The following is a 24,296-nucleotide window of genomic DNA, read 5'->3' as shown; positions in this document are numbered from 1 at the left end:
TCTCGACCTCAGCCGGTGGGGTCGACTCGCGTTCATGATGATCCCTCTGGCGAGCTCGGTGCCGACGACGTGCGGCGACCACCGAGAGACCAGACCGTGGCGGTCCCTCGCAGTAGGCGTTGACTTGCGAATGCACGACTCCTGGAGGATGTTTCACCAGGGATGCGGCTTCACGTTCCGTTTCCTGTCTAGCCATTCGTCGTCGCTTATCGTTGATTGTTCGGAGTTCATCTGTGACACCTCATCCGCCGGAGACGTCGTGGTCGTCCAGCCCGGTCGCGCACGGCTCACCGATCGACACCGCCGGGCCGCGCTATCCGATGTATACCGAGGACTTCGCCACCGATCCGCACCAGGCGTACCGGGAGATGCGGTCCAGGTGGGGGTCGATGGTCCCGGTGGAGATCGCGCCGGGGATACCAGCCACGCTGGTGGTCAGCTATCGCACCGCATTGCGAATCCTCAACGATCCCGACCATTTTCGCGCGGATCCGCGGGCGTGGCAGAAGAAGGTGCCATCGGGATGTCCGATACTGCCGATGTTGGAGTGGCGGCCCAACGCCCTGCGCAGCGACGGGCCCGAACACGAGCGTTACCGCGCGGCCAATAGCGCGGCCATCGGCGGTGTGGATCTCAACGCCATGCACGCGGCGGTCGAAGAGATCGCTATCCCGCTGATCAACGCCTTCTGCCAAGCCGGTTCGGCGGATCTGATCGGTCAGTATGCGTTCCCGCTCGTATTCCAGGCACTGAATACGATATTGGGGTGTTCGGCCGACATCGGCGAGCAGGTGGCGACTGGTATGGCCGCCATGTTCGACTCGAACGAAAGCGCCCAAGAGGGTGGCGCGATGTTGGCCGCGGCGTTGTTGGAGCACACCGGCCGCAAGCGTTCGATCCCCGGCGATGACATCACCTCCCGGCTGATCGCACATCCTGAAGTGTTGTCCGACTCGGAGATGGTCCATCAGCTGGTGACGTTGTACGGGGCCGGAATCGAGCCCCAGGTGCACCTGATCGGGAATGCCCTGCGACTCATGCTGACCGACGACCGGTTCGCCAGCGACGTGCTCGGCGGGAACCTGTCGACACGGGATGCTCTGGACGAGGTGCTGTTCACTGATCCGCCGCTGGCCAACTATTGCGTGACATATCCGCGTCAGCCGATTCTGATCGATCACGTCTGGTTGCCTGCCGACCAGCCGGTGCTGATCAGCATGGCGGCCTGCAACACCGATCCGAGTGTCCGTTCCATGAACATCACCGGCAACCGTTCGCACCTGGCCTTCAGTGCCGGGCCACACACCTGCCCGGCACAGCAGATTGCCTATCTGATCGCCCAGGACGCCATCGATCAACTACTCGACGGTCTTCCTGAAATCCGCCTTGCCGGTTCGCCCAGTGACTTGACCTGGCGACCGGGCCCCTTCCACCGGGCACTCGCCGAGTTGCCGGTCACATTTCCACCGTCCCCTCCTCTTCGTGTCAACTTCAGTTAGTCAGTGTCGAGTTAGGAATTCCGATGGAGACAATTCCCGCCCCGCTGGTCCTCGATCCCACCGGGCATGACATCCAAGGCCAGTCGAAGCTCCTGCGGGAACGTGGTCCGGTGACATCGGTTGAGCTGCCGGGTGGTGTGCGGGCCTGGTCGGTGACCGATCCCGAGGTGCTCGAGCAGTTGCTCGTCGACAAGCGCGTATCGAAGGATGCACGCGCGCACTGGCCCAAGTTCAGGAACGGGGAGATCCCGGAGAATTGGCCGCTGTATCTCTGGGTCGCGGTCGACAATATGTTCACCGCGTACGGCGACAATCACAAACGCCTGCGCAAGCTGATCCAGCCCGCGTTCACGCACCGCCGCACCGAGGCGATGCGCGGACAGATCGAGCGAATCACCTCGGATCTGCTGACCGGACTCGAGAAGACCCCGGCAGGTGAATCGGTCGACCTGCGTGAGGGTTTCGCGTATCCCCTGCCGATTCAGGTGATTTCCGAGCTGATGGGGGTGCCCGACCACCTCGGTCCCGGCCTGCGCACGTGCGTCGACGGAATCTTCGACACCTCGCTCACCCCGGAGGCGTCCCAAGCCAACTATCTCGAGATGTACCGGATACTCGGCGAACTCGTGGAGTACCGCCGCGCGACACCGGGCGATGACATCACCAGCGTGCTGATTACGCATCGAGATGACGAGCAGGAGGGTGACAAAGCCGCGCTCTCCGAGAACGAACTCATCGGCACCCTCCTGCTCGTCATCAGCGCTGGTCACGAAACCACCGTCAACCTGCTCGATCAGGCTGTCCACGCGCTGCTGACCCACCCGGAGCAGCGGGCCGCCGTGGTCGAAGGGCGGGCGACGTGGGCTGACGTGGTCGAGGAGACACTACGGTTCGAGGCGCCGGTCGCGCATCTGCCCCTGCGCTACGCGGTGGACGATATCGACATCGACGGCGTCCAGATCGGCAAGGGCGATGCCATCCTCGCCTCCTACGCCGCGGCCAACCGTCACCCGAGGTGGCACGGCGACACCGCCGACCAATTCGACACAGCCCGAACCGACAAGAGGCATCTGTCCTTCGGCTATGGCGTGCACCTGTGCCTGGGCGCACCGCTGGCCCGGCTGGAAGCGATGGTCGCGCTGCCCGCGATCTTCGAACGCTTCCCGGATATGCGGCTGGCCGCCGATTCGACGGAGGATTTGGGTACCGTCGCGAGTTTCATCTCCAACGGACACCGACACCTCCCGGTGTATCTCACAGGTGGTGCGGGCGCGATCGGCTGAGCTCGACTTCAGAGCCGCTACGTCCATTGTGGAAGGGGCCGTCCGGTGCGCACGCCAACGTGCTGGAGATGGACCCGGGCACGTCGTGGCCGCGCCGCGATATCCACGAACCCGGCTCACATCGCGCGCCACGCGGCATGAGCGTCGCGATGAACTTCCGATCAGCCGGACGGCAGCGCGTCGAACAGCTGCGCACGTTTCGGGTACTGCGGCGGAAGGGATTGACCCTGACCCTGCGTCAGGGTTGGAGCCTTGTCACATGACGAATAACAGCACTTCCTCGGCTCGGCTCGCTCCGCCGATCGGAGGGTTCCAGGAGATCGACGGCCGCCGTGTTTTCGTGCATCGGGCGGGCAGCGGCGGACCAGCCGTCGTATTCCTGCCGGGCGCCAGCGCGGTCGGCCTGGACTATTTCGTTGTCCAGCAAGAGGTTTCGCAGTTCACCACCGCCGTGGTGTATGACCGTGGCGGCACGGGCTACAGCGATCCCGTCCCGCTGCCGCGCACCGCCACCGAGGTCGCCACGGAACTGCACGAGCTGCTGCGCGCCCAGAACATCGCCGCCCCATACGTTCTCGCGCCACACTCGCTCGGCGGCTTCTACGCGCATCGGTTCGCGCAGTTGTACCCGCAGGACGTGGCCGGACTGGTCTGGTTGGACGGCCTGCACCGCGACTGGGACGACTTCATGCCGCCCGCGATGCAGCTGGCCGCGGCCGAGCAGATGGCACCTGATCTCGAGCAGCTCGAACAGATGCGCCCGGCCCTGCGTGAGATGCACGCCGAGTTGCTCGCGGACTACCCGGAGCACATGCGGCAACCGCTGAGCGATGCCAAGGTGAGTGACGAATGGATGCACGTCGGCATCGCCGAGCGCAGCACGTTGGTCGAACTCGCCACCGAACTGCGGGCCGGGCCGAACATTCCCGACGTCCCGGTGGTCGCTCTCACCGTGTTGGGCATCGACCCCGCGCAGCAGGCGCGGACGTTGCAAGAGATGCACGACGGCAAGACGAGAATGGATGCGGCCCTGGTGAGCGCGGTCTCGCACGGGGAGCAACGTATCCTCTCCGACACCCTCCACCACCGGCTCTGCTTCGATCGCCCGGACGCCGTGGTCCAGGCGATCCGCGACGTTGTCGACCGGGCGGCTCGCCGCTGAGTTCACCCACCACGCCGGCAACGCAAGCTCCGCCGGCGTGCCATCCCCCTAGACTCGGCACGATCACGTTTCACAAAGACGAGGAGGACGGTGCTCACGATCAGCCAACTGGCGGCGACCGCCGGCGTGACCGTGCGCACCATTCGCCATTACCACCACGTCGGCCTGTTGCCCGAGCCCGAGCGCGATGCCTCCGGCTACCGCCGCTACAGCGCGCAAGCGGCGGTGGATCTCATCCGGATCAGGACCCTCGCCGATGCCGGTGTTCCGCTGGCCCGTATCGACGCGCTGCTGCATGCACAGCCGACCGAGTTCGCCTCGGCCATCACCGACATCGACGCCGAATTGCAGCGCAAGATCGACCAGCTCACCGAATACCGCCACCGGATCGCTGAATTGGCCAGCGGCGAAAGGCTTGTCCTGCCCCCGGAGGTGGTCGCCATCCTGAACCGGATGCGCAGTCTCGGAGTCAGCGAACTGCGGGTGCGACTCGAGCGCGACTCGTGGATTCTGATGCAGGCACTCGATCCGCGCGCCATGCCGCAACGGATACGGGACAAGAACGCCGGCTTCGACGACCCCGAGACGACGCGCCTGTACCTCGCCTGTGATCAAGCAGTCGACTGGGATCCGCACGATCCACGCCTGGACCGGCTCATCGATGACCTGGACGCATGGGAGATCAAATACGAACGAGACAACGGCCAGCCGGGGTATCTGAAGCTGGTCTCTTCCCGGATCTCCGAGGCATCACCGGCATGGCAACGCATCCTCGATGCGCTCGCCCACCGTGCCCTGCGGCGCCGAACCGCCGGGCACGACGCTGAAGCCGCCACCGTGGTCACGTCCGACAGTTGATGCACGCACATCGGGGATGTCCGCGACTCTCGTCCACACGGATTCTGCGGAGGAGTCCGATATCTCCCGATGTCGCGATTGCCTGCTCCGGATCATCCGCGACCCTTGCCCTGGCTATCGGCCGGTTTGTGTGCGGAGGGCGGCATAGCATCCGCCATCGACGAGCAGGTCGATACCGTTGAGGAAGCCGGCTCGATCCGACAACGCGAACGCGACCACGGTAGCCACCTCCTCGGCATGACCCTTACGCCGCAACGGCGTCTGCTCCACCAACCGAGCCATGATCGGATGCGCCTCGGCCTCCTGCTCCCCCTGCGGAGTATCGATCACACCGGGCGAGACCGAGCAGATGCGCGCCCCGGCAGGCCCGAGCCGCACCGCCTCCTGCCACACGAACCGATGCACACCGAGCTTCGCCAGCGTGTACGCCATACCGGTGTCCTCGATATCGGGTCCGACGGCAGCGCGGATATGGTCGAGGAACTCCTCGTGCAACGGATCATCCAGCACCGCCAACGCCGCCACATCCGGCGTCTTCGGATACACCATCGGCGACATCGACGCGAACACCACCATCGCCGTCCCCTCAACCGCCAACGGCCGCAACGTTTCCGCCAGCCGTGCCGTCGCCACCAGATCGACAGTGAAGATCCGCCGCCAATCCGCCATTGTCGGGGAAACACCCGCGGCATGTGCTATCGACCGCAACGTGCCCAGCTCAGCGACCCGCTTCGCCAACCGCGCCAGCCCGTCGTCATCGGTGACATCCAGCACGAACGGCTCGGCCACCACACCACCACCCGCCGACAACTCCGCCGCCGCGGCAGTCACCGTCTCCGGATCACGATCGACCATCAACACCGTATCCACTTGCCCGACAAGCTCCCGCGCACACGCCAAACCCATCCCACGACCAGCACCGGTCACCACACCAACCGTCGTCACCACATTCCTCCTTCTATCGAAAACTTCGGAACTCTACTGTCTGCCAAGGGTTTCCGGTTCAGCCCAGCACCGCTGCAGGCCCTCCCGCGCGGCTCGGGTCACCAATTCGATTCGGAAGCCGGTCGCACCGGTCAAGAATGCGAAGAATGGCGCACCGGATACCGTGCGCGTCGCCTCGATCGTGTACCCGTGCCGCTGCAACTCGGCCGTGTCGGCGGCCACATCATCCGACCAAAACCCGAGGTGGTGCACACCGACGCCGGCCGCTGGCTCCCACAGCGTGTCGGGAATACTGCGGACGATCTCCAGCCGCGGCACCGTCGTCGAGAACACACACCGCATGTCCAGCACCGCGTCCCCCGACGGCAGCGTCACCGATACCGGTCCGCCGGTTTCCGCGCCCCACTCATATCCGAACACCGACGTAAGCGTGGCGACGGTCGCGTCGAAATCCGCGGCGACGATACCGATATGGAACTGATCCACTGCCTTCATCGCTACCTCCTAGCGCAACGGCCTCGACCGTTTCCGACGGCGAACTTCTCCCCTCAACCATCTCGCTGTCGGTGCGCCGCTACCAGGGAGCAGCATCCCAATCCGTGGTGTAGCGGGCTACACCATCGGGCCACTCACATCCAAGCGCGAGCCAAGAGGCGGCGACTACCGTCGAGGATCCACCGGGCGCGCTCTGCTGGAGCGATCCCGGCCTGCGCGAGACTGCGTAGCGGAACTTCAGCGCTGATAGTCACATCTCGGGACAGCAGCGACAGCACTTCCTCCAGTGGCAACTCGCCCTGGCCGGGAATGGCTCGCTCATACATTGCTTCATCCATATAGGCCGAAAGGCTGTCGGACTCACGTGGGCCGTCGCTGAGCTGACAATATCCAATGAGCTGCTGATCTATCTTCCGGATATCATCGGGCCCTTCCCCCGCTCGCGCGAGATGGAGCGTATCCAGCAGGATCTTCAGGTTTGGTTGGTCGAGCCGTTTCACCAGATCAACCGCTGCCGCGAGGGATGGCACATGCGAGAGCGGTGTGAACTCGAGCAGCACGTCGACCTGAGCGGCTCGAGCAATCCGGCAGAACTCGCCAAGGAGATCTTCGATGTAATCTGGACTCTGCCGCAGATTCGCTTCGGGCTCGAATGCGCAAGTAAGCCATACGGTATTACTTGACGTCGCTCATGCTCTTGCCGACGTCGGCGAGGGTCAGCGCCTTGCCGTAATCGCACTTGTACACGTACGGCGCCGCATCGCAGCGGAAAGGCCCGTTGGTCGTCACCGGGACCGCGAAGGACCGGTTCCGCCTGGATTGCGCATTACGGGTCGGCGCCGACCACGCCATCGTGGTCGAGAGCGAGGACCCGATCGAGCGGGTATGGGACCTGACCGACGGCCGGATGGCCGACGTCGTGATCGACGCCGCATCCGGGAGCAATGTGACCAGCTGACAAGACGTTTCGGCGCCGGGAGCGGCGGAACGCTGCTCCCGGCGTCGCTCTGCTTGGTCAGCCGGTCACTTCGATCGCACGTTCAGGGCAGGCAGCGGCAGCATCGCGCACCGGCGCCTCGAACTCCGCGAGCACCTCCGGCACCTGCACCTCGGCGTAGCCGTCGTCGGTCAGCGCGAACACCTCGGAGCAGAGGGTCAGACAGATCCCGTGGCCTCGGCAGCGATCCGAATCGACCGTAACTTTCATCATGCCTCGCTCGGCGCGAGGGTGAACTCCAGGTGCAACTCCATCAGCCCGCGCAGGATGAAGGTCGGCATGTACTGGTAACTCCTGGCATCCGCCGGCCCGTGCACACGCTCACTGATCCGGATATCGGTGGTGCGGCCGAACAACCGCTCGATAGCGACCCGCGCCTCGGCGCGCGCCAGCGGTGCACCGGGGCAGGTGTGGATGCCGCGGCCGAAGGCGATATGCGAGCGAGCGTTCGAACGCGCGGGATCGAAGGTCGCCGGATCCTCGAAACGGCGCGGATCCCGATTGGCCGCTCCATTGACGACCATGACCGTGCTACCGGCCGGGAGGTCGACCTCGCCCACGGTGGTCGGCACCCGCGAGAGCCGGAAGTCGCCCTTCACCGGGCTTTCGGTGCGCAGCACCTCCTCGATGAAATTGGGGATACGGTTGGGTTCGGCGCGCAGCAACTGCTGAATATCGGGGCGCTCGGCGATGATCTTGAGCGCGGTGCCGAGGAGCCGGACCGTGGTCTCCTGGCCTGCGGAGAAAAGATTGGCCGCGACCCGGACGACGTCGAGAACCGAGGGCTGCGAGCCATCGGGGAAGGTGGCCGCGGCCATACTGGTGAGCACATCACCGCGCGGTTCGCGGCGGCGGTCCTCGATGTAGGTGGAGAACTTCCCGTACAGGAATTCGAGCGGATTGTGCGCGATGGCCTCCCCCTCGGTGCTGCCGACCCCAGCGCCCGCACTATGCGGGTTGCGCTGGAGTGCGTCGAGGAACTCCTCCTGGTCGGCCGCTGGCACCCCGAGCAGGTCGGCGATGACGTACAAGGTGAACGGCCCGGCGAATTCGCCGACCACATCGCCCTCGCCGGACGCGAGATAACCGTCCAGCACCCGATCGGCGATCGTCCACATGGCGTCCTCGTTCTCCTTGAGGCGCTTCGGGGTGATCAACCGCATCAGCAGCGCACGGTGATCGGTGTGCGTCGGCGGGTCGAGCGTCGGCAGTTGATCGCTCAGCGGCAGCGAGTCGCGGTGCTGTTCGATCAGCCCGCTGACATCGTCACCCTCGAGCGGGACCGGGAACCCGGGGAACGGACCGCTGACCGAGAGGCACGAGGAAAATGTCTCCGGGTCGTTGTACACCTCGAGCGCCTCGTCGTACCCGGTCACCATGACGACGTCGTGGTGCTCCTCGCGCAACACCGGGCATTGCGCCCGCAACGCGTCGAAGTACGGGTATGGATCGACGACGAGCTCGTCACTCAGAAAAAAGTCGACGTTCTGGAAGTTGTTCACCACGCGCGGTCCCCTTCGGCGGCTCGCTTGAAAATTTGACTCTCAGTATACGAGAATGATATTTTCACGCCCTTGGCATGCGGTCAACCGGAGGACGACCGATGCCCGCCCCGCCTATCTGTCCAGAGTCAGCGAAGATCCACCACTTCAACGGCGTTCATGCGCCGCCCGGAAAGTACGCAGCTCACGAGCGATGTCGGGGCCGGTCGGGGTGTAGATCGCCTCACGGAAGCCCATTTCAGCGAGCTGGGAGAGTTCTGCGGCAATACGCTTTTCGTCACCGACCATGGTGTGGGTATCCATATGGTCGAGCAGCAGGCGATCACGGTCGGTCAAATGGGTGAAGTGACCTTCGAAGGTCAACAGGTGGCGTTCACCGGCCGGGGCAAGCGCCTCGATGGCCTCGCGCCAGACTCGGCCACCGGGCATGGCATCGACCGCAGCGGCACCGCCCATGGCGTAGGTGGCGTGCCAATCCGTGACCCGCCGCGGTCCGATGGCCTCACGAACCCGGTCCGACCCGGAGTCTTCGCCGGGGTCGAGGACGGTGCCGGAGAACAGCTCCGCGGACGGCAGTTCTGGGTGCACAGGTCCGATGATCCCGTCGGCGACTTCGGCGGCGAGCACGGCTCCCTTGGGGCCCATGACACTGAGCCACAGCGGCACGTCGATCGGCCGCGGCGCGGCCAAACCGTCCGCGTGCAACATTCGGGTCGGCGCACCGTCGACGACCGCGGTTTCGCCGGACAGTAGGAGCCGCAGGGCCGCAACATAATCGCCGAGTGCGCGCAAGGTCATGGGACGCTGCCCCACCGCCAACTGGGCAGTGAAGCCGGTGCCGAAGCAGGCCCGGAATCGCCCTCGGGAGATGCGGGCGATGGTGGCGATCCCGCTCGCCATGGCCATCGGCGATCGTTGGTCGGGAACGAAGACCGCGGAGCCCAGACCTATGCGAGTCGTCCGTACCGCGGCGAGGGCGAGATGAACGAAGGGGTCTTCCCACAGTGGCGCCGAGTCGAAGATCCAGGCCCTGGAATAGCCGAGTTCCTCGGCGAGTACGACCAGGTCGGCGAAGTCCGGGCCCGGCGGGAGCCCGCAGGACAGCTCGAGATCGGTTAAATCGCCCGCCATTTCAGGACGGCATCTCGAAGCCGGCGACGATCACCACATTGGCGTCGGCCGCGGCGTGCCGCAGCGGCATCACCTGCTGATATTCGGCCGAGTCATACCAGGCGCGGGCCGCTTCGACGGATTCGAACTCCAGCACAATTGTTCGGTCGCCGTGCCAATCACCTTCCAGCACAGCAGGTTTCGGGTCCACTACCAGAACCTTCGCGCCGCTGGCGATCATCGATGGTGCGGCCGCTCGCATATAGGCTTCCAGCCCGGCCGGGTCATTGATGGATTCGGTCACGATGACGTATCCCTTGGACATGGGTTCTCCTTTGAACTGGCCAGCTGGACGGCAGCAGCACCGTCGCGTGCGCCGGGCTCCACTTCGATGCATAGCTCAAAGATATTTCGACCGGTCGGTATATGAGACTAGAGCGGGATGCGACCCAGAGCAACAGGAATGCCCGGATCACACAACCGACGCCGATCATCGTTGCGGCACTATGGGACTGTCCGCACAGGTGACGAGGAAGGTCCGAATGACATACGTTCCCGAGCCCACCAGGTACGACAGCGCCATGCGCTATCGCCGTTCGGGCCGGTCCGGCCTGGATCTACCGCTGCTCTCGCTCGGCTTCTGGCACAACTTCGGCGACGATCGTCCCTACCTCGTCCAGCGCGAGATCGCCCTGCGCGCCTTCGACCTCGGCATCACCCATTTCGACCTGGCCAACAACTACGGCCCGCCGTACGGATCGGCCGAGATCACCGCCGGACGAATCCTGAGTGCGGATCTCGCGCCGTACCGCGACGAACTCGTCATCTCCACCAAAGCGGGATGGGATATGTGGCCCGGGCCGTACGGGCAGGGCGGCGGGTCGCGCAAATACCTGCTCGCCTCCCTCGATCAGTCGCTGACCCGGCTCGGGCTCGACTACGTCGACATCTTCTATTCGCACCGGTTCGACCCGACGACCCCGCTCGAGGAAACCGCGGCGGCACTGAATACCGCTGTCCGCCAAGGGAAAGCGCTCTACGTGGGGATTTCGTCGTACACCGCGCAGGATTCCGTCGCGATGGCGAGGATCTTGCGTGAGCTCGGCACACCGCTGCTCATCCACCAGCCGTCCTACTCGATGCTCAACCGCTGGATCGAGACCGAAGGACTGCTCGACGCCGCCGCCGAAGCAGGGTTCGGCGTCATCGGGTTCACCGCGCTCGCACAGGGCCTGCTCACCTCGAAGTACCTCGACGGCATTCCGGCGAATTCACGTGCCACACAAGGCAAGTCGTTCCAAACCGAATTGCTCACCCCCGATATGATCGAGCGGTTACGCAAGCTGAACACGATCGCGGATCAGCGCGGACAAACGCTGGCACAACTGGCCCTGTCCTGGGCGCTGCGCGACGACCGCGTGACCTCGCTGGTGATCGGCGCGTCCACCACCGACCAACTCGATCAGAATGTCGCGGCGCTGGACAAGCTCGATTTCGACGCCGACGAACTCGCCGATATCGACACCATCCTCGATAACGACGGCGCAGTCGATCTGTGGCAGTCGGCGCGCCGAGGCACCCTCTGAAACGGCACTTTTCGCTTATCCCCCAACGCCACGGTTATCGGTGTTGCGCCGGCAGAATATGGGGGTTGAGGATGAGCGCGGGGTCCATGCCGTGCCGAATCGCTTTCATCAGGTCGATATCGACCGAGGATCTGCCGAGATGGATCCATGGGGCTTTCGAACGGCCGACTCCGTGCTCGGCGCTGATACTTCCGTCGTGGGCCGCGACCAACTCGAATACCAACTCGGTAATCCGCTGGGCGGCTTCGGGAGCCACATCCAACAGATTTACATGGACATTGCCGTCGGCGATATGGCCGAACACGATCAGCCGGACGGACGGAAATACCGAGTCGATCTCACGGCGGAGCACACCTATGAAGGACTCCAACTCCGCGAGCGGCGTCGTGACATCCAGTTTCACCGGAGGGGTCGCGGAGGCGGCGTTGACGGATTCGGTGTGGCTTTCCCGGAACTCCCAGAGCCGCCGACCGCGCCCGAGCGTCGCGTCGACGACGAGATCGCCTGCCTGTTCGAGTGTTTCGAGCAGCACCGTGGCGACCTCCGGCGATCCGGATGCCTCGACGAGCAGATAGTACGGCGCGCTCTCACCGAGGGGATGGCGGAGGTTTCGGTGCTGCAGGACCAGCGTCATCCCGTCGTCCGTCATGAGCTCCGCGGCTTCGATGGTGAGCCCGGCCCGTCGGAACGCATCCGTCAATGCCAGTGCCGATTCGACGGTTTCGACCCCGGCCAGCACCACCTCGGTGTGCGTCGGCGGTACGTGCAGCTTCATCAGGACCCTGGTGACGACCGCCAGCGTGCCCTCCGATCCCGCGAGCAGTCCCGGCAGGTGGTAGCCCACATTGTCTTTGGTGAAGTTCTTCCACCGGGTGAGCACACTGCCGTCCGACAGCACGGCCTCGATGCCGAGCAACTGGGCTCGGGTGTCGCCGTACTTGATCACGCGAACGCCGCCGGCATTCGTTGCCACGATTCCGCCCAGCGTGGCCGAGTCCCGGGAGGCGAGATCGATACCGAAAGTCAGGCCCGCCCGTTGTGCGGCCGTATGCGCCGCGGCGACGGTGGTGCCCGCCCCGGCCGCGAGTGTGCGGGCGATCGGATCGACCGCCTCGATCGCGTCGAGACGTTCCGAGCTCAAGACGATCTCGCCGTGCATCGGGATGGAACCACCGACCAGTCCGGTATTGCCGCCTTGCGTGACGACCCCGATCCGGGACGCATGGCACAGTCGCATGACCCGGGCTACTTCGTCGGTGCAACCAGGACGCACCACCGCGGTGGTGCCACCGTGCCAGCGACCGGTCCAGTCGGTGACATAGCGAGCGGTCATCTCGGGATCGGTGAAGACGTGCGCCTTTCCGACAATATCGGACAGCTCGCGGACAAGACGTGCCGTCGCCTCGGGACGCATCCTTTCGACGTGCGCGGTACTATCGGGCATCGCGGCCGACCTCGCGTTCCCGCACAATGGCGAACACTCGTTTGCGGGTCAGGAACCATCCGCCGACCAATGCCGGCACCATGATCACTCCCGCCGCGATCACCGCGCCACGCTGCACGCTGTCGTCGCTGGACGCCATCAACGTGACCACCCCGGCTAGGAACACCAGCGTCGCGATACTCGTATACGGCGCACCGATCAACCGGAACGACGGACGCTCGGCCAAACCCTTGCGCCACCAATGCCACAGTTTCAGCTGGCACAGGATGATCGCGGTCCAGGAGGTGATCGTGCCCAGCGCGGACATGTTGAGCACGATCTCGTAGGCACGCTCGGGTACCACGGCGTTCAATCCGACGCCGCTCAGCGCGATGGCACCGGTGGCGAGGATACCGACGTAGGGCACGCCGCCGCTCGACATCCGCGCGGCCGCCTTGGGCGCGCTGCCGTTCATCGACATCGATCGCAGGATCCGGCCGGTCGAGTACAGGCCCGCGTTCAGACTGGAGAAAGCCGCCGTCATGACAACCAGGTTCATGATCGAGTCTGCGCCGCCCACACCGAGTTTCGAGAAGAAGGTGACGAAAGGGCTCTCACCGGATTTGAAGGCCGTGTAGGGCAGCAGCAGTCCGAGCAGCACCAGCGAGCCGACGTAGAACAGGGCGATACGAGCGATCACCGAGTTGATAGCCCGCGGCATGATCTTCTCCGGATTCTCCGCCTCGCCCGCCGCCGTACCGACCAATTCCACTCCGGAGTAGGCGAATACGACGCCCGTGGTGACGATGACCAGCGGCAGCAAACCGGTCGGGAACAACCCGCCGTGGTCGGTGAGCACGCTGAATCCAGTGGACTGACCTTGGAGGGTGAATCGGCCGGTGAGGAAGACGGTTCCGATGATCAGGAAGGTGACCAGCGCGACGACCTTGATCAACGCCGCCCAGAACTCGAGCTCACCGAACCAGCGCACCGACACCAAGTTGATCGAGACAACGAGCGCCAAGGCAATGAGCGCGATGAACCACTGGGGAACTACGTGAAATGTTCCCCAGTAGTGGACGTAGGTGGCGATGGCGGTGATGTCCACGATCCCGCTCATGCACCAGTGGAAGAAGTACATCCACCCGATCGTGAAAGCCAGCTTCTCACCATAGAACTCACGCGCATAGGACACGAACGATCCGGAGGACGGACGATGCAACACCAGCTCGCCCAGCGCCCGCAGGATGAAGAACACGAAAATGCCACACACGGCGTACACCAGGAACAGACCCGGACCGGCACTGGCCAGCCGACCACCCGCGCCGAGGAACAGGCCGGTGCCGATCGCGCCGCCGATCGCGATCATCTGCAGCTGACGCGGGCGCAACGCCTTGTGATAGCCCGCATCCTCGGCGTGCAACGCGTCCGCGGGGGCCGACACCTCAGGATTGGGACGAACTGTCGCCATCGGTGGTCTCCTGCGGTGACGGGAATATATCGCCAATCAATGTACCGTCGAATATTGGCACGATCAATAGGGGTGCAGATTCGGACGTCTCCGTTCACACAGGCTTCTTCGAGCAGTGGACCCCGGCAAGTTCACGGCAACTGACATCGCAAGACAACGTGTTTCTCGACGCGGGCCGAGCATCTGGCACAGCCACCGCACCGGGCAGCCAATCACTCACATCCGTCAGGCTGAGCCTGCTCCGCCCGATGGGGTGAACATAGCGATGTCGCCCAAAGCGTCGTCGGCTCGGCCAGCAGTCTCCGGATCACCGCGCTCACCTAGCCCGGGAGCGATCGTCACCAGGCGCGGATGAGCCGACCGCGGCACTACCGAACATTCGGACCGGGTGGGGCCGGTGATCGAGCGGGCGACTGCGCCCAGCGTGCCATCGGCTCGACGGCAAGCCCTGCCGCCAGCAGGATCGCGCCGAACAGGATCCAGCCGACGCGGCCCCAGTCGATGCAGAGCAGGCTGAGTAGCGCCGGTGCCGCGGCGACGCAGATCCCGGTGCCCATGCCGAAGATCCCCTGATAGCGACCTTGCGCGTGATCGGGCGCCAGCGCGAAGCTCAACTCGAATTCACCGGCGGCTTGGCCGATTTCGCCCATCGTGTACACGACGACGGTAAGTGTCAGGAGCAGACCGGCGAGCAGTGGTGGCGCTGCGGCGGTCATGGTGAACAGCAGGCAGCCGGACGCGAGCAGAATGGCGGCGCGGCGAGTGATCGCGGCGCCGTCGGCTATCGAGTCGACGCGTCGGCCCGCGCGGACCTGCAGAAAGACGACCAGCAGGGTGTTGGTCAGCAATAGGGGCGAAACCAGCCAGGCGGGCGCGGAGGTGTGCGTAACGATCCAGAGTGGAAGAACCACGGTGAGCACCGCATAGTGCAGCGACAACACGCCGTACACCGCGGTAACCCCGAGGTAGGGCAGATCCAACCGGCCGGCGTTGTCGTCGGCGGGTTTCGGGAGCGGTGGCTGCCGGGGAATGCGCGCGATGAGCAGCGCGGTGAGCAGGAAGCTGGCCGCATCGGCGAGTATCAGGATCAGATACGCCGCATGGGTGTCGTGCAGGATGGCCAGTCCCGCACCGCCGACGCCCACCGCAACCCCGATATTGGTCACCGACCGCAAGTATCCGCGAAGATGAGCTCGGCGCCGACCGCCGACTCGGGCGATCAGCGCGCCGCGCGCGGCCCTGCTGCCCTGCTCGGCGATCCCGACCGCCACCGCGATCACGACGAATGCGGTGAAACCGTGGACTAGGGCGAGAGCACCGGTGGCCAGACCTTCGGCGGTCAGCGTGATCAGGTACACCTCGCGCGCGCCGATACGGTCGGCGAGGTGTCCCGCTACGGGCCCCGCGCCGAGCCCGAGCAGGCCCGCGATGGTCAGTCCGGCCCCCACCTCCGTCGCGGTCAACCCGACCGAACGAGTCAGGAACAGGACAGCTCCGGCGAGATAGAGCCCGTTGCCCATCGCCGTGATCAGGATCGCGCACGCGAGCCACCGGGTTTCGGGACTGTTCAGCACAGCACCATGGCCTGCGCCGGGGCCGGACACGGCAGGCTCGTCCACCGTCCGGGCGGTATCTCGGTGAGCGAACCCGCCAGTGCCAGTGCCGTATTGGCGTGGGTGACCACCACCAGTCGACCGGTGGACCTGGGCCGCTCCGCGACGTGGGCGAGCAATACGGGAACGGCCCGCCGCGCCACCGCGATCAGTCCTTCTCGCCCGTCGAACGCGCCGATATCGCCGGTTCGCCAGCGGGCATAGCCGTCCGGGCTGGTGCGGGCGACCTCGGCCCGGGTGCGTCCCTGCCAGCAGCCGAGGAACTCCTCCCGCAGACCAGTGCTGATCCGCACCTGCTTCGGGTCGATCCCGACGACGCGGGCGATGGTCTCGGCGGTCTGCCGGGCCCGGCGCAGGTCACTGCTGAGGATGATCTCCGGCGGTCGCACCCGCAATGCCAGGCCGAGTTCGGTCGCCTGGCCACGCCCGCGCGCCGAGAGCGGGATATCGATGTGACCGGTGAATCGTGCCGTGCGTGACCATTCGGTGGCACCGTGGCGCACGATGACGATCTCCCAGTCAGGTGCGGCCACCCGAACCTCCGGACACGTCGATGGAACTGCCGGTCACGTAGGAGCACAGCGGCGAAAGCAACAGCGCCGCAATGGGAGCCACCTCCTGTGGTGATCCGAAACGGCCCAGCAGCACGCCGCGGCGGTTCGCCTCGGCCGCGGACCAGTCGGCGAAGGACTCGCCGGAATCGGCGGCGGCGTATCGGGCACGCTGGCGCTCGGTCGCGATCGCACCGAGGCTGATCGTGTTGACGAGCACGCCGGACGGCGCCAGCTCGACGGCGAGCGACCGGGCCAGGTTGGCGACGGCCGCACGCGCCGCGCTGACGGCGGCCATACTCGCCTCCGGCTGGTGCGCGGTGACGCCGTTGACCACCACAACCCGCCCGGCATCAGAGCGGCGTAGCGCCGGGAGTGCGGGCGTGACCAGGTTCAGTACCGATCCCACCTTCACCCGAAACTGGTTGTCCCACTCCGGATCCGGCGTGGTCAGCACGCCGCCGGACACACCGGCGCCCGCATTGGCCACTACGCCGTCGAGTCGTCCGAACCGGTCCGCCGCGGCGCCGACGGCCCGGTCGAGAGCCGCCGCATCCCGAACGTCGGCGACGTGGGTCAGCAGTCGGGTGCCGTGCTCCGATGGCACGGTAGCGGTCATCTCGCGCAATGCGGCGGCGTGCCGAGCACAGGTGGCGACCGAAGCGCCCTCGGTGAGCAGCAGCGCGACGATCGCTCGTCCGATGCCGCGGCTACCGCCGGTCACGTAGTAGGCGCGGCCAGCCAGTCCTAGATCCACCGTGAGTCGGCACCTCCCTTCGGGGATTCGGGTGGCAGGTGCTGATCCAGCCACGCGACGACGGAGTCGTAGACGCGGCGCACTCCGGCGTGATCGTCGCCCGCCAGCAGCGCGTCGACCACATAGTCTGACACCTTGGCGGCACGCTGTGGCCGGTCGCCGGTCTGGTCGTCGTGTGCCGCGAAATGCAGTACGCCGGGGAGATCGCAGACCAGGCCGGGGGCGAGCCGCCGGGGCGAGCGAGGAACCACGATGTCGCCGTAGCAACGGCCCGGCGCCGGCTGCGGGATCGGGACGGGGAAGCCCGCTTGGCCGAGGCAGGCAGCCTGCTCCAAGTCGATGCCGAGTGCGCCGCGGGCGATCGGGTTCAGGTTCCCGCCCCCGGTGCGGCAGGCGATCTCGCAGAGCATCGGGCCGTGCGCGGGGTGATCGAAGAGTTCACAGTGGAAGCTCATCGTCTCCTCGGCGGTCGGCAGCGCACGCAGCAACCGGGCGAGGTATGCGCGGGCCGAGGCCACTCGCGGGTCGTCGTGGTCGAGCAACAGGATGCCGTGCGGGCGCAAGTCGATCAGTGACCGCAGACAGGTTCGGGTGTAGGCGCCGACCATCACGGCCTGGACTTGCCCGGCACGCATCAAACCGTCCAGTGAGAGCATGGGGGCCTGCACCCATTCCTCGACGAGATAGTCGGCCGGATCGTCGCCCGTTACCGCGCGGGCGTGTGCCCAGGACTCGATCGCGGCCCGGTCGCCGAGCACAGTGACGTCCACCGCGCCCGACCCGTCCAGTGGCTTGACCACCACCGCGCCGGGGTGCGCGTCGGCGAAATCCGTCAGATCGGCTATCGATTCGACGAGCCGGTGCTCCGGAACTAGCAGACCTGCCTGGGCCGCAAGCGATTTCATGATGAACTTGTTCCGGAAGGCGGTCGCCGAAGCCAGGCTCTGACCGGGAAGGCCCAAGTGCTCACGCAGCTCGGCGGCCCGAACCAGATCGCATTCGCTCAGCGCCACGATCCGGTCGAAGGAGCGAACGGCGTACTCCGCGATCACCGCGGCGTCGACGGCCCGGTTTCGCTTCCAGTCGGGAAAGAATCTGGGCGCATCGGGATACCCGTGGTGTGTCCCGGCGAAGGCGCGGCTTTCGGGCGCATCTTCGGCGAAAAGCACCGCCTCCGCACCGAATTCGGAGAGCCAGCGGTCATAGCGGTGAGTGCGCAGCGGCTTCTTCGACAGCACCGCCACCCTGCTGCCACCGTGCCGGTTCCCGCTCAAGCCAGCCACCGGCACGTCTGCGCCCACCATAGGGTCGCGTCCCGGATACGCTGCCGTACCTGCTCGGCGGTATCCGCATGGATGGTAACCGCCGCCACCGAGTGTGCGGCGTACTCGGGCCCATCGGCGAAAATGCCTGGGGCCATATGCAATTCCAGCTCCGTGCCGGAGACCGGGCACGGGCCGGAAGGTGGTGCGAATCGGCCCCGGCCGGGTGGAAAGAGAATCCAGCCGCCGGCGCGTCGCGGTGCCGCTGGTTGTCGCGTCAGGGCAAGGTCGAGGCCGCACTGGCCGCGCATGCTCTCGCGGGACAGATGCACACCGAACGCGTCCTGATATGTGCGGGCGATCGGGCCGCCGCCGGTCCTGGCGGCGACTTCGCACAGCACCGCCCTATCGGGCTCGGGTAGCCACGCCTCCAGGTGAAAGCTCGTCGGGAAGGGCGGGGAGGGCAGCGCCTGCACGACATCGGCGGCGAAGCGCCGCAGCACCTCCGTTCGCGGGTCCTCGGGGGCGAGCAGGACGCTCGACAGCTCCGACTCCGCTTGTGCCGCTTCGGCATTGCCGCTGTTGTACTGGCTGGGCCAGCAATGCAACACCTTTGCGCCGGACATGATCCCATCCACGTGGAAGAACGGGCCGTCGATGTATTCCTCGGCGATCCAGCGACCCGAACGCTGTGGCGCCGCAGGCAATTCGCCCGACGCCAAATATGCCGTGACAGCTGCCTCGGTGCGCAGCAGGCGCACCCCGATGGATGCCGAACCGCGCCGCGGCTTGACGACTGCCGGGAGTCCCGTCTCGGCAACGAACTCGATCAGGTCGGTGGGCCGGTCGATCGCCCGCAGCCGTGGCACGTTCACGCCGGCGCGCGCCGCGGCCTGCTTCATCGCGAGCTTGTCGCGATAGGCGCACGCGGATTCCACCGTCTGCCCCGGCAGCCCGAGCCGACCGCGCAGCCGGGCACAGCGCAGCACATCGTCTTCACTCGAACTGACAATGCGATCGACGCGGTGCGCACGCGCCGCGCGTTCGGCCGTCCACTCCGTGGACCACGACTGATAGTCCGGCACGATCCGGTAATCGAGGAACCGGTCTCGGATATCGTCGCCGATGCCGGCCACCGCCGCCGATGTGGTGACCAGCACCGTGCTGGCCACGACCTCCGCGAGCCACTCGTGTATCGGACGTTCGGTGAGCGGCTTGCGCGACAACAGCAAAAACCGGTGCGGCACAGCCGGTTCGGCGAATGCGTTCAATCGACGCCGACGATATCGAGCGGCAGTAGACGTGCCGGTTTCCACTCGGGCGCGGGGCTGATAACCCGGCTCGGGGACGACCAGTTCAGCCGGGCCGGGCACGACGCGACCCCGTGGGAGTCCATGATCTCCGGATACAGCTCCCGCCGTCGTTGGACGCAGGCAAGTAGACCGCCATCCTCTGGGAACCAGCTGCCGAGGTATTCGTCCGAGAAATTGCAGACCAGCGCGTGGCCGCACGGCTCACAGTAGATCTTGGCGATATTGGCGCAGTCCTTGACCGTGAATCCCAGATTCCGGGCGGGTGGATAGCAGGAGACGGTGACCTCGGGGCCGCCCGGCTGGGTGATCTCGTCGTACAGCTCTTCCATGATTGCGGTGAATCGATCGAACAGCGGGGCGGGGCGCAGGCTGAGCTCGGTCTGGTTGACCGCCGCCAGCCCGGATGGGATCCACGGCTTGATCTGTACGACATCGACGCCGATCTCGCGCATGATGCGATAGATCGTCGGCACTTCGTCGATGTTGTGCTTGCCCAATCCGATTCGCACGAAGACCCACAGACCGGCCGCCTTGGCCAGCCGGATGTTGCGCAGGATCAGTTCCGCGTCACCGGATTTCGACCCCTTCATCAATGCGGCGAGCCGTGCGGCGTCGGCAGTGTTGTAGGTGACCTTGACCCCGGACAGTTTCATATCGACCAGTCGGGCGATCCGCTTCTCGTCCAGCAGGGTGCCGTTGGTGACCAGCCTGGTGGTCAAGCCGCGTTCGCCCAGCGGGCGAAAGACGTCCTCGACGAGGTCGAGCGCCATGAGCGGCTCACCGCCGGTCCCGTAGACCACCTCCGGTTTCTCCGGCTCGGTGGGGGAATCGATCCAGTCGAACAGCGATTGTGTGAAACGGCCGGTGTCCAACGGATTCAACCGTTTCCCGATATGGTCTTCGTTCACACAGAAGATGCACGACCGATTGCATCCGTCGAGGAATTTCACTTCGACACCGTCGGTGGGGAGGTATCCGGCCAGGTCGGTCTGCGGGAAGTTCTCGACCCGGAATTTGCGGTACGGGTCCGCCTCCTGAACGTCGGCCATGACGACATCTCCTCTCCCGGAATGACTTTCGGCTCCAAGGCCGCCGCAAGGGCCACAGTACAAGCGCGGCCGCGTGCTCCCGGTGGTGAGAACAGGGCGGCGCACAGCGTATTCACAGCTGCGGCAGAGGTTCAGGATAGGAAGGGGTCTTAGGCTTCTGCGGGCAGAATTGATCGAAACGACGTAAGGACAGGTATGGCAAGGGATCTGACTCAGCTCGAGCTGCTCACGGAGTTGGAGCCGGTTGCCGAAGGAAACGTCAACCGGCACCTCTCCCTGGCAAAGGAATGGCATCCCCACGACTACGTCCCGTGGGACCAAGGCCGCAACTTCGCCGCGCTCGGCGGCGTGGACTGGGACCCGCAGCAGTCCCGACTCAACGAAGTCGCCAAAGCGGCCATGATCACCAACCTGCTCACCGAAGACAACCTGCCCTCCTACCACCGCGAGATCGCCGAAAACTTCTCCCAGGACGGCGCCTGGGGCACCTGGGTCGGCCGCTGGACCGCCGAGGAAAACCGCCACGGCATCGTCATGCGCGACTACCTCGTAGTCACCCGCAGCGTGGACCCGGTCGCCCTCGAACAAGCACGCATGATCCACATGACCAACGGCTTCGCCTCCCCGACCGAGGCCGACGCCGGATTCCTGCACTCGGTCGCCTACGTCACCTTCCAAGAACTCGCCACCCGCGTCAGCCACCGCAACACCGGCCGCGTCTGCGACGACCCCACCGCCGACCGCATGCTCCAACGCGTCGCCGCCGATGAAAACCTGCACATGATCTTCTACCGCAACATGTGCAGCGCCGCCCTGGACCTGTCCCCCGACCAGGCCATCGAAGCCATCACCCTCATCCTGGAAAACTTCCAGATGCCCGGCGCCGGCATGCCCAACTTCCGCCGCAACGGCGTACTCATGGCCAAACACGGCATCTACGACCTGCGCCAACACCTCGAAGAAGTCATCCAACCCGTCCTCAAGAAATGGAACATCTTCGACCGCACCGACTTCACCCCACGCGGCGAAGCCGTCCGCGAACGACTCGCCCTGTTCCTCGACAGACTCGCCCAAGACGTACTCAAATTCGAAGAACAACGCGACCGCATGCTCGCCCGCGAAGCCAAGCGACGCGAAACAGCCGGCACCACAGCAGTCTGCTAGATCGAACCGAACAGGCACGGCGGCGCCCGCAGCGCACAGTTGCTGTTCGATGTGCGGAACCTAGCAGCCAGCTATGTATCACTTATGAGTTCCGCTCGGGATCTGGCCGCGCACCGGGCAGGCGGTTAGCGTGTGCGCTGGTGGAAATGCCCGATCCGAGTTGTGTCGTTGCGTTGCTTCGGAATTCGACTCGGTTGTCGGGCATTTTCGCTGCCGCCGCGTCCCGGCCTTCGGGTTGGGCGATGCCCGCCCAGACATTTCGCCCAGTTGAGCGAATTGCCGAGTATCGAGAGGTTCCACCGATGTCTTTTGGTTTCTTGCTGCCACCAACGGGTAGCTGGCTGCCGCCAACAGGTAGCTGGCTGCCGTTGCTGACCAGCATTTGGCCGCCGCGGCACGACTGGTGACCGGGAAGGCCCGCGCGCAACGTCTCGCATGCGCATCCGCAGTGCAGCACTGACCTGCACTGGAATGCCCTGCCGGACGGCATGATTCATGCATCCGGTAGGGCATGTGCGCACTACTTGGCGTACCCGGTCACCTTGCCGATCCAGGTGATGAAGTCCGAGGCATCCTCATTGGATCCGTGACCGGCATCCCAGTACATCGCGGCATCGACGTTGAAACCGCGAGGTCAGCCCACCGTCAACTGTGCGATGAAATCCTCACTCCGAAAACACAATTCGACAGCTCCGGCCTGTTCGAGCACCGCCTAGCCGGATATGGCCGCCGTACCACTCGACCGTCGCCAGCTCCGCTATCGATGGGCGACAGTTCGCTACTTGGTGTGAACGTAGGTGGTCAAGATTTCGCGCGTCTCTCCTGCGACGGCATGGTCGACCTGGCGTCGCCGACATCAACACCGCGCCCGCACCAGCCACTACCAGCGACGATCAACCCAAATCACCCGGAGCTGAAGTCCGGCTGGAGTACTAGCACGACAGTTGTATTTCGTTGTGTCACAGTCGTTGTCGATGGTATCTGGTTTGTCGGACGCGGGTTTGGTGGCGTCGGCGCCAGCGGGAGGCGGCGAGTGCGTGGGTGAGGGTGCGGGCTGGGTGGAGCACTATCGCCAGGAGACGGCGGATTTCGGCGACTGTGATCGGGCCCAGCCCGCGTGGGCTTTTGGGTCGGTGGCGGCGGTGACTGCGAGGAAGGCGTGGGCGAGCATGGCCAGGGTGATGTGGCGGTACCAGGGGTCCCATCGGCGTACCTGGTAGTGGTCGAGGCCGCATTGGTCTTTGGCGGCTTGGAAGCATTCCTCGATCGCCCACCGGGCTCCAGCGACGGCGACGATCTGCTCACGAGTCACGGTGTCGGGGTGAAAGCACAGGTAGTAGGCAATATCGGCGGGGTCCTCGACCGATCGGCGGGCGAGTAGGGTGCGCACGAACCCGGCCGGGAGGTCACCGAAGCCGGGCAGGGTGGCCCACGCGAAGTCGTAGACGCGCTCGCCTCGAACCCCAGGTCCGCACGAAACCCGGTGCCATGCCTCGGCGGGAGCACGGCCGATGAGAGTGTCGACCCGACGACGCCCGTCGATATCGGTGACGGTCTGTTTGACCGGCACCTCGAGGACATAGGACATCCGACGAGCCTCCAGGAATGCCCGGAACTTCCCGTCACGGCCGTAGGCGGAGTCAGCGGCCACCCACCCCGCGACCACCCCGGCCCTCAGTGTCCGCTCGATCATGGCCTCGGCCAGTCGCGGCTTGGTCAAAACACCTTCACTGCAACGCTTTTCGGGTATTCCCGCTTCGCTACAGCGGTCTCGGTCGCTGATCCATGATTCGGGTATATACAGCTCCCGGTCGATCAATGCACGCCCAGCGCGGCCGGAGTAGGCCAAAAACACCCCCAACTGACTGTTCTCCACCCTGCCCGCGGTGCCGGAATACTGGCGTTGAACCCCGGCCGACTTCGTGCCCTTCTTGACGAACCCGGTCTCATCCGGCACCAGGACACCGTCCGGGCAGGCCAATGACTCGGCCACATACGAGCGCACATGATCACGCAGATCATCAGCACTCCACCTGGACCTGTTCAGGAAATGCTGCAAACCGTCCGGCTCCACCACGCCGGCGGCATCGGCCAACTGCCAGGAGTTCTTGCGCTCCACCGGCGCCAACAACCCCGTCAGATACGCCCGCGCCCACCGCCGCGGCTCAGTCCGATAGAACACCCCCGCTACCCGCGCGAACACCTCATCGAAACCCACTCGCCAAGCCGAAACATCCTCGGCCACAACATCATCCA

General features: G+C 65.3%; 25 protein-coding genes. 9 read left to right on the top strand and 16 right to left on the bottom strand.

What is annotated here, in order from left to right; genetic code table 11:
- Positions 1 to 233: 233 nt before the first annotated feature.
- The 5 genes from OG874_RS43275 to OG874_RS43255 all read left to right on the top strand — a co-directional run bounded on the left by OG874_RS43275 (position 234) and on the right by OG874_RS43255 (position 4,802).
- Positions 234 to 1,499 (top strand): cytochrome P450, encoded by a 1,266-nt coding sequence (locus OG874_RS43275; protein ID WP_442943235.1) that lies wholly within the window; start codon positions 234 to 236, stop codon positions 1,497 to 1,499.
- Positions 1,500 to 1,522: 23 nt separating this feature from the next.
- Positions 1,523 to 2,782 (top strand): cytochrome P450 family protein, encoded by a 1,260-nt coding sequence (locus OG874_RS43270; RefSeq protein ID WP_330252801.1) that lies wholly within the window; start codon positions 1,523 to 1,525, stop codon positions 2,780 to 2,782.
- Between the two features lie 68 nt (positions 2,783 to 2,850).
- Positions 2,851 to 3,045: a hypothetical protein gene (locus OG874_RS43265; RefSeq protein ID WP_330252800.1), complete on the top strand. Its 195-nt coding sequence runs from the start codon at positions 2,851 to 2,853 to the stop codon at positions 3,043 to 3,045.
- Complete coding sequence (locus OG874_RS43260; protein ID WP_330252799.1) at positions 3,042 to 3,944, top strand: alpha/beta fold hydrolase; 903 nt, start codon at positions 3,042 to 3,044, stop codon at positions 3,942 to 3,944. The genes OG874_RS43265 and OG874_RS43260 overlap by 4 nt, the downstream gene beginning before the upstream one ends.
- Before the next feature lie 90 nt (positions 3,945 to 4,034).
- On the top strand, positions 4,035 to 4,802 hold the full coding sequence (locus OG874_RS43255; protein WP_330252798.1) for a MerR family transcriptional regulator: 768 nt from the start codon (positions 4,035 to 4,037) through the stop codon (positions 4,800 to 4,802).
- Between the two features lie 114 nt (positions 4,803 to 4,916).
- Here the strand turns inward: OG874_RS43255 and OG874_RS43250 are convergent, their stop codons facing one another.
- From OG874_RS43250 to OG874_RS43240, 3 genes are all read right to left on the bottom strand, one after another.
- Positions 4,917 to 5,747 carry an SDR family oxidoreductase gene (locus OG874_RS43250; RefSeq protein WP_330252797.1) on the bottom strand — a complete coding sequence of 277 codons (831 nt, stop codon included), beginning with the start codon at positions 5,745 to 5,747 and terminating at the stop codon, positions 4,917 to 4,919.
- A 33-nt stretch (positions 5,748 to 5,780) separates the two neighbouring features.
- Positions 5,781 to 6,242, bottom strand: coding sequence for a VOC family protein (locus OG874_RS43245; RefSeq protein WP_330252796.1), 462 nt, complete (start codon positions 6,240 to 6,242; stop codon positions 5,781 to 5,783).
- 134 nt (positions 6,243 to 6,376) lie between these two features.
- Positions 6,377 to 6,802: a sugar phosphate isomerase/epimerase family protein gene (locus OG874_RS43240; RefSeq protein ID WP_330252795.1), complete on the bottom strand. Its 426-nt coding sequence runs from the start codon at positions 6,800 to 6,802 to the stop codon at positions 6,377 to 6,379.
- Here OG874_RS43240 and OG874_RS43235 point away from each other — a divergent pair.
- Both OG874_RS43235 and OG874_RS43230 read left to right on the top strand, forming a co-directional pair.
- Entirely contained in the window at positions 6,773 to 6,925 is a 153-nt protein-coding gene (locus tag OG874_RS43235) for a hypothetical protein (protein WP_330257709.1), read from the top strand. The genes OG874_RS43240 and OG874_RS43235 overlap by 30 nt on opposite strands.
- 95 nt (positions 6,926 to 7,020) lie before the next feature.
- Positions 7,021 to 7,200 carry a zinc-binding dehydrogenase gene (locus tag OG874_RS43230; protein ID WP_330252794.1) on the top strand — a complete coding sequence of 60 codons (180 nt, stop codon included), beginning with the start codon at positions 7,021 to 7,023 and terminating at the stop codon, positions 7,198 to 7,200.
- A 57-nt stretch (positions 7,201 to 7,257) separates the two neighbouring features.
- Here OG874_RS43230 and OG874_RS43225 read toward each other — a convergent pair whose 3' ends face one another.
- From OG874_RS43225 to OG874_RS43210, 4 genes are all read right to left on the bottom strand, one after another.
- Positions 7,258 to 7,449: a ferredoxin gene (locus tag OG874_RS43225; protein ID WP_330257662.1), complete on the bottom strand. Its 192-nt coding sequence runs from the start codon at positions 7,447 to 7,449 to the stop codon at positions 7,258 to 7,260.
- Positions 7,449 to 8,744, bottom strand: coding sequence for a cytochrome P450 (locus tag OG874_RS43220; protein ID WP_330252793.1), 1,296 nt, complete (start codon positions 8,742 to 8,744; stop codon positions 7,449 to 7,451). Before OG874_RS43220 ends, OG874_RS43225 begins: the two co-directional genes overlap by 1 nt.
- A gap of 144 nt (positions 8,745 to 8,888) precedes the next feature.
- Positions 8,889 to 9,872: an LLM class flavin-dependent oxidoreductase gene (locus OG874_RS43215; RefSeq protein ID WP_330252792.1), complete on the bottom strand. Its 984-nt coding sequence runs from the start codon at positions 9,870 to 9,872 to the stop codon at positions 8,889 to 8,891.
- Between the two features lies 1 nt (position 9,873).
- Positions 9,874 to 10,176, bottom strand: coding sequence for a DUF1330 domain-containing protein (locus tag OG874_RS43210; protein WP_330252791.1), 303 nt, complete (start codon positions 10,174 to 10,176; stop codon positions 9,874 to 9,876).
- A 217-nt stretch (positions 10,177 to 10,393) separates the two neighbouring features.
- Here OG874_RS43210 and mgrA point away from each other — a divergent pair, with 217 nt between their 5' ends.
- Positions 10,394 to 11,437 carry an L-glyceraldehyde 3-phosphate reductase gene (mgrA, locus tag OG874_RS43205; protein WP_330252790.1) on the top strand — a complete coding sequence of 348 codons (1,044 nt, stop codon included), beginning with the start codon at positions 10,394 to 10,396 and terminating at the stop codon, positions 11,435 to 11,437.
- A gap of 34 nt (positions 11,438 to 11,471) precedes the next feature.
- On the opposite strand, the gene OG874_RS43200 is transcribed toward mgrA, so the two are convergent.
- From OG874_RS43200 to OG874_RS43165, 8 genes are all read right to left on the bottom strand, one after another.
- Positions 11,472 to 12,881, bottom strand: a complete 1,410-nt coding sequence (locus OG874_RS43200; protein ID WP_330252789.1) for an FAD-binding oxidoreductase — start codon at positions 12,879 to 12,881, stop codon at positions 11,472 to 11,474.
- Positions 12,871 to 14,331 carry an amino acid permease gene (locus OG874_RS43195; protein ID WP_330252788.1) on the bottom strand — a complete coding sequence of 487 codons (1,461 nt, stop codon included), beginning with the start codon at positions 14,329 to 14,331 and terminating at the stop codon, positions 12,871 to 12,873. Before OG874_RS43195 ends, OG874_RS43200 begins: the two co-directional genes overlap by 11 nt.
- 368 nt (positions 14,332 to 14,699) lie before the next feature.
- The gene (locus OG874_RS43190) at positions 14,700 to 15,950 is read right to left on the bottom strand and encodes an MFS transporter (protein WP_330252787.1); all 1,251 of its coding nucleotides are present in this window, start codon (positions 15,948 to 15,950) and stop codon (positions 14,700 to 14,702) included.
- Positions 15,899 to 16,477 (bottom strand): histidine phosphatase family protein, encoded by a 579-nt coding sequence (locus OG874_RS43185; protein ID WP_330252786.1) that lies wholly within the window; start codon positions 16,475 to 16,477, stop codon positions 15,899 to 15,901. The genes OG874_RS43190 and OG874_RS43185 overlap by 52 nt, the downstream gene beginning before the upstream one ends.
- A complete protein-coding gene (locus OG874_RS43180) occupies positions 16,464 to 17,252 on the bottom strand; it encodes an SDR family oxidoreductase (RefSeq protein WP_330252785.1) in 789 nt (262 codons plus the stop codon). The genes OG874_RS43185 and OG874_RS43180 overlap by 14 nt, the downstream gene beginning before the upstream one ends.
- Entirely contained in the window at positions 17,243 to 18,496 is a 1,254-nt protein-coding gene (locus OG874_RS43175; protein ID WP_330252784.1) for an ATP-grasp domain-containing protein, read from the bottom strand. Before OG874_RS43175 ends, OG874_RS43180 begins: the two co-directional genes overlap by 10 nt.
- Before the next feature lie 26 nt (positions 18,497 to 18,522).
- Positions 18,523 to 19,785 carry an ATP-grasp domain-containing protein gene (locus OG874_RS43170; RefSeq protein WP_330252783.1) on the bottom strand — a complete coding sequence of 421 codons (1,263 nt, stop codon included), beginning with the start codon at positions 19,783 to 19,785 and terminating at the stop codon, positions 18,523 to 18,525.
- The gene (locus OG874_RS43165; RefSeq protein WP_330252782.1) at positions 19,782 to 20,876 is read right to left on the bottom strand and encodes a radical SAM protein; all 1,095 of its coding nucleotides are present in this window, start codon (positions 20,874 to 20,876) and stop codon (positions 19,782 to 19,784) included. The genes OG874_RS43170 and OG874_RS43165 overlap by 4 nt, the downstream gene beginning before the upstream one ends.
- Before the next feature lie 195 nt (positions 20,877 to 21,071).
- Here OG874_RS43165 and OG874_RS43160 point away from each other — a divergent pair, with 195 nt between their 5' ends.
- Positions 21,072 to 22,040 (top strand): acyl-ACP desaturase, encoded by a 969-nt coding sequence (locus OG874_RS43160; protein WP_330252781.1) that lies wholly within the window; start codon positions 21,072 to 21,074, stop codon positions 22,038 to 22,040.
- A 1,066-nt stretch (positions 22,041 to 23,106) separates the two neighbouring features.
- Here OG874_RS43160 and OG874_RS43155 read toward each other — a convergent pair.
- Positions 23,107 to 24,285 (bottom strand): IS701 family transposase, encoded by a 1,179-nt coding sequence (locus OG874_RS43155; protein ID WP_442943482.1) that lies wholly within the window; start codon positions 24,283 to 24,285, stop codon positions 23,107 to 23,109.
- Positions 24,286 to 24,296: the final 11 nt, after the last annotated feature.

It is taken from the genome of Nocardia sp. NBC_00565, assembly GCF_036345915.1.
In the GTDB taxonomy this organism is placed as follows: domain Bacteria; phylum Actinomycetota; class Actinomycetes; order Mycobacteriales; family Mycobacteriaceae; genus Nocardia.
The sequence above is the reverse complement of the archived record's forward strand: the minus strand, read 5'-3'. Positions and strand labels throughout refer to the sequence as shown.

What these genes read in the sequence shown, in the direction of transcription:
- OG874_RS43270 (WP_330252801.1), top strand. Translation starts at nt 1,523, where the DNA reads ATGGAGACAATTCCCGCCCCGCTGGTCCTCGATCCCACCGGGCATGAC.
- OG874_RS43265 (WP_330252800.1), top strand. Translation starts at nt 2,851, where the DNA reads ATGGACCCGGGCACGTCGTGGCCGCGCCGCGATATCCACGAACCCGGC.
- OG874_RS43260 (WP_330252799.1), top strand. Translation starts at nt 3,042, where the DNA reads ATGACGAATAACAGCACTTCCTCGGCTCGGCTCGCTCCGCCGATCGGA.
- OG874_RS43245 (WP_330252796.1), bottom strand. Translation starts at nt 6,242, where the DNA reads ATGAAGGCAGTGGATCAGTTCCATATCGGTATCGTCGCCGCGGATTTC.
- OG874_RS43235 (WP_330257709.1), top strand. Translation starts at nt 6,773, where the DNA reads ATGCGAGAGCGGTGTGAACTCGAGCAGCACGTCGACCTGAGCGGCTCG.
- OG874_RS43225 (WP_330257662.1), bottom strand. Translation starts at nt 7,449, where the DNA reads ATGAAAGTTACGGTCGATTCGGATCGCTGCCGAGGCCACGGGATCTGT.
- OG874_RS43215 (WP_330252792.1), bottom strand. Translation starts at nt 9,872, where the DNA reads ATGGCGGGCGATTTAACCGATCTCGAGCTGTCCTGCGGGCTCCCGCCG.
- OG874_RS43210 (WP_330252791.1), bottom strand. Translation starts at nt 10,176, where the DNA reads ATGTCCAAGGGATACGTCATCGTGACCGAATCCATCAATGACCCGGCC.
- mgrA (WP_330252790.1), top strand. Translation starts at nt 10,394, where the DNA reads ATGACATACGTTCCCGAGCCCACCAGGTACGACAGCGCCATGCGCTAT.
- OG874_RS43200 (WP_330252789.1), bottom strand. Translation starts at nt 12,881, where the DNA reads ATGCCCGATAGTACCGCGCACGTCGAAAGGATGCGTCCCGAGGCGACG.
- OG874_RS43195 (WP_330252788.1), bottom strand. Translation starts at nt 14,331, where the DNA reads ATGGCGACAGTTCGTCCCAATCCTGAGGTGTCGGCCCCCGCGGACGCG.
- OG874_RS43165 (WP_330252782.1), bottom strand. Translation starts at nt 20,876, where the DNA reads ATGGCCGACGTTCAGGAGGCGGACCCGTACCGCAAATTCCGGGTCGAG.
- OG874_RS43160 (WP_330252781.1), top strand. Translation starts at nt 21,072, where the DNA reads ATGGCAAGGGATCTGACTCAGCTCGAGCTGCTCACGGAGTTGGAGCCG.